This is a genomic window from Oleiphilus sp. HI0080 (genome assembly GCF_001635135.1).
Map to the genome: position 1 here is coordinate 1 of NZ_LWFU01000480.1, position 4,698 is coordinate 4,698.

Consider the following 4,698-nt stretch of genomic DNA (forward strand, 5'->3'; position numbering starts at 1 on the left):
TATATCGAACCGGCCCCTATATAAAAGGGTTATATTGAGCATGAAAAGCGCGCTCGATGTCCATGCCCTCCCTCTTGCCTGACTACATCCATGTGTCGCAATTACACACCCCGTTGAGATGATTTCATAACCTGAAGTATTATTTTGCCCATAGTTCAGATGCGTTTTTTTCCAAGTAACTATGGTGTGATAGTGGGTGTGACAGTGCAAAAAATAGATGCTCCTAAATTTGAATTGCGATTTCTGGGCCCTAGGTTTTGGCTTGTGTGGTTAGGCTTTATCTTTTTATTCTTGTTGACCTGTCTTCCATATCGAGTCGTGCGATTTGTTGGCGCTGGCTTGGGTAAAATCATGGCGCTGCTAGGTAAAAAACGCATCGCAATTGCTCGTCGAAATTTAGAACTTTGCTTTCCTCATTTAAGTGAAAAACAACGGGAACAACTGTTGAGCGACAACATCGCTGCCTCGGGGATGGCGGTGTTGGAAACCGTTATGGGATGGTGGTGGCCTGATTGGCGTGTTAAACGCTTGGTGACGTTTGAAGGATTCGAACATATAGCGGCCATTCGCAAAAGAGGGAAGGGCATTTTCGGTATTGCGATTCATTGTCTGAGCTTAGAATTTGCATGTCGGGCTCTTGGGTTCAAGCAACCCTGCGTGGCTTTTTATCGAAAACACAATAATGATCTGATGGAATATCTGCAATATCACGGCAGAGCGCGCTCTAATAAATACATGATCAACAAGCGAGATGTAAAAGGGATGTTTCAGGCCCTTGATGATGGCGAGTTGACTTTATATCTCCCCGATCAGGATTACGGCCTCAATAGAAGTATATTTGTGCCCTTTTTTGATGTTGCAGAAACGGCGACTACGACTGGCCCAATTATGTTTATGCGTAACAGTGATTGCGAAGCTGTGTTTATCCAGTCTATTTCATCGCCGAATGGCTATACCATCAAGATTACGCCAGGTATCGACGGCTTTCCGTCAGGAGATGACAGGCAGGATATGACAAAGCTGAATAGCAAGGTAGAGGACATGATCATGCTCGCTCCTGAGCAATATCTTTGGATGCACAAGCGCTTTAAAACCAGACCCAATCCTGAGGACGACTCACTGTATCGCGATCTAAAATAAGCGATCGGGCATAATTTGTTACGTAGTGAGTTTCAGCGGCTAGCTTCGAACGGCAGCGCTCAGGACAAACGAGGCTTAGTTGTCAAAAGGAGGTGAGTTGTTGTCGAAAAGGAGGTGCGTTATTCATGCGTCAAGCCTAGCCGGTTTCGTTTTTTGCAGCACTTTAATCACCTTTCATAGCTTGATCTCGCATCGTCGGTGCCTCACTCAACTATTGCTCCCTCTCTTCTTACTCCGAGATGCTCGCGTCGTTATCTTATTTGCGCTCAACATCTTGCGCGACATACCCTAACTGTGAAAAGACTTTTACATCGGCACCTACTACGATGTGTATGAATCAGAACAAGGCTTTCACTACTTTGCGATTATTCAATTATCGTAAGTGCCTCAAAACGAATACAACGCACAGCGTGTCTGTTTAACTGCGAAGCATGCCGTGCTGAGCGTCGCTGGGCTAGAAAAAGATAGTATCTAAGAGACATGGCTATGACGAAGAAAGTACTCGTACTTTTTGCACATCCTGCGCAAAGTGACTCGGAGGTAAACATGCCTCTGTTCTCTGCCCTTTCAAGTATAGAGCGCGTCACGACCGTTGACCTATATGCTGAATATCCGCGTTTTCGCATCGATGTAGAGAAAGAGCAGCAGCGACTGCTCGCTCATGACATCATCGTTTTTCAGTTTCCAATGTATTGGTATTCGTCGCCGGCAATGATCAAAGAGTGGCAAGACCTTGTGCTTGAGTATGGTTTCGCATACGGCAAGGCCGGCGATCAGTTGAAGAACAAAAGCGTACTTATTATGACGAGCGCAGGAGCGCAACAAGATGCGTATCAAACTGAAGGCTTGAATCAGTACCCATTGCGCGAATTGCTCCGTCCATTCGAACAAATGGCGCATCTATGTCAGATGCATTACCTGCCGCCGTTCGTCTTGTTTGGATCGAGAACAGCGCACGAAGAGCTGCGAATCGACGGCCATATCAAACAGGCCAAAACCTTGATTCAGGCGATACAAAAGGGGCAACTAGATCATACATCGCTGGGTCATTACGCCCTAAGCAACGACTATTTCCAAGAAAGTGAGGCTCAGCGATGACGGAGTATTTTATTCAGGCCAGTATCTATTTGATTGCGGCCGTTATTGCGGTGCCTATTGCTAAGCGCTTGGGGTTGGGTTCTGTACTTGGGTATTTGATTGCTGGAGTGGTGATTGGCCCCATCACCGGCTTGGTTGGTCAAGAGACGCAGACGATCCAACATTTCGCCGAGTTTGGCGTGGTGATGATGTTGTTTCTTGTTGGTCTCGAACTTGAGCCGAAAATGCTGTGGCAAATGCGCAACAAACTTTTGGGTTTGGGAGGGCTTCAAGTGGGGCTGAGCGTTGCCCTTATCGCAGGCATTGCCTCTTTGTTTGTTGATCAATGGACTTACGCCTTAGCCATTGGTTTGATCTTTAGTTTGTCTTCGACCGCGATCGTTCTGCAAACCTTTAATGAGAAAGGCTTGAGCGGAACAGAGGGTGGGAAAAGTGCATTCTCCGTCCTCTTATTCCAAGACATCGCCGTGATTCCCATGCTTGCGCTTATCCCTTTGTTAGCGCTCAGTGCGCTTTCTGGAGATATGGGCTCCGCGCACCAAACTCACCATAGTTACAGCCTGGTTGAGGGTCTACCTGGCTGGCAATATGCCTTGGTCGTTCTCGCCGCGATTGCGATAGTGGTCATTGGTGGTCACTTTGCGAGCCGTCCAGTGTTTAGGTTCGTTGCCGCATCGGGTTTACGTGAAATATTCACCGCTTGTGCTCTGTTATTGGTGATCGGTATTGCTGCCATCATGAGTTTGGTGGGGTTATCTCCAGCGCTAGGCACTTTTTTGGCGGGCGTTGTGCTCGCCAACAGCGAGTTTAGACATGAGCTAGAAAGCACCGTTGAACCTTTCAAGGGCTTATTGCTCGGTTTATTTTTTATCACGGTAGGCGCTGGTATCGACTTCGGGTTATTTGCGAATCAGTGGGTTGTCGTTATTGCGCTCACACTAGGCTTGATGCTGTCAAAAATGGCCATTCTTTATGTGCTTGCTCGTATCTTTAAGATACGCAATAGTGATCGTTGGTTGTTTTCACTCAGCCTTGCGCAGGCCGGTGAGTTTGGCTTTGTATTGCTTAGTTTTAGTGTTCAGAACGCAGTGCTGCCTGACAGTATTTCTAAGTTGCTTGCGCTCGTTGTTGCTTTATCAATGTTCTTCACACCTCTGTTATTCATTCTGTTCGATAAGCTCATCGTGCCGCGTTTTGAAGCCTCAACCAATGCTTCTCAAACAGAGGATACCATTGACGAAATCGCACCAGTGCTCATTGCGGGCATCGGGCGCTTTGGACAAGTTGTGAATCGTTTACTCACATCCAACGGTATTCCAACCGTAGTGTTAGACCGCAGCGTTGACCAAATAGACCTGGTTAGAAACATTGGCATCAAAAGCTACTATGGTGATGCAATGCATCCGGATCTTTTGCATACGGCAGGAATAGAAAGCGCCACTTTGTTCATTGTCGCGATCGACGAGTCAGAGCGTGCCATAGAGCTCGTGAAACACGTAAAACAGACCTACCCGCATGTGAAAATTCTCGCTCGGGCCTATGATCGAAGAGACGCATACGCGTTGCGTTTCAATGGCGCAGATCACGTGATTTTTGAGAGCTTTTATTCCGCACTCGAGCTTGGAGGGAAGGCCATGACCGAGCTAGGTTTTCACCCGTTTCATGTTGAGCAGCTAAAAGAAAATTACGTCGACACTGAGCAAAAACACGACCCGCAGCTCTACGACATGTGGCAAAAAACTCAAGGCGATAGCACCATGATTCAGCACTATCGTTTGCTATTTATAAAGCTAGAAGAATTACTTAAAGAGTCGATGAAACTCGGTCGAGAGGATAGACACGACTCAAGCCATACGTCCTGGGCTCCACCCCCAAAGAATTACCTAGACGATTTTAAGGACACACACTGAGATAGATTAAAGGCTCTTTTTTGAGGGTGATCGATAAGGTGCCTATGTTAAATGTTGAATGTTGACTGCAACCAAGAACGAGCCGATTGAACGTCAGGTTATTCGTTATTGAATGACTCGGTCTTTTGCCCCTTGTGAACCCAGTCGGTTTACTTCTTCTTTGACTCCGTATTGCATATAGGCCTCTTCGAGCAGGCCTGACGTAATGGCATCATCTAAAGCAACATTAAATTGGTCACGCAGCTCTGAGGCACCGGCCCTCTTGCGAGTAAAGCCGACGTGGAAGGTCTTGTTAGCCCCCACTTCTTTTGGAATATAGTCAATGCTTTGAAACATCGGAGCATACTGATCAAGATAAAACTGGCATACCAGCCTGTTGCATATAAATAGGTCAATGCGCTCGCTTTTTAGTTTTTTTAAGTTGTCGAGTGTTGGATTTTGTGAAAACAGCGGGGTTATGGTTAAAAGTCTTTCACGCTCAGCAGTAATGAATGTCGATGGGTAGTGGTATCCTGCATTTGACCCGATATGGTAAGGGTGAAGATCGAAG

The 4,698-nt window shown here is 46.7% G+C and carries 4 protein-coding genes; 3 read left to right on the forward strand and 1 reads right to left on the reverse strand.

What is annotated here, in order from left to right:
- The first annotated feature begins 159 nt into the window (after positions 1-159).
- The 3 genes from lpxL (at position 160) to A3751_RS09970 (ending at position 4,148) form a co-directional block, all read left to right on the forward strand.
- On the forward strand, positions 160-1,140 hold the full coding sequence (lpxL, locus tag A3751_RS09960; RefSeq protein WP_255374873.1) for an LpxL/LpxP family Kdo(2)-lipid IV(A) lauroyl/palmitoleoyl acyltransferase: 981 nt from the start codon (positions 160-162) through the stop codon (positions 1,138-1,140).
- A 486-nt stretch (positions 1,141-1,626) separates the two neighbouring features.
- Positions 1,627-2,238 carry an NAD(P)H-dependent oxidoreductase gene (locus A3751_RS09965; RefSeq protein ID WP_082863168.1) on the forward strand — a complete coding sequence of 204 codons (612 nt, stop codon included), beginning with the start codon at positions 1,627-1,629 and terminating at the stop codon, positions 2,236-2,238.
- Positions 2,235-4,148, forward strand: a complete 1,914-nt coding sequence (locus A3751_RS09970; RefSeq protein WP_068455182.1) for a monovalent cation:proton antiporter-2 (CPA2) family protein — start codon at positions 2,235-2,237, stop codon at positions 4,146-4,148. The genes A3751_RS09965 and A3751_RS09970 overlap by 4 nt, the downstream gene beginning before the upstream one ends.
- A gap of 105 nt (positions 4,149-4,253) precedes the next feature.
- On the opposite strand, the gene A3751_RS09975 is transcribed toward A3751_RS09970, so the two are convergent.
- The coding region (locus A3751_RS09975; protein WP_156492364.1) for a transporter substrate-binding domain-containing protein at positions 4,254-4,698 on the reverse strand (445 nt) is incomplete at its 5' end.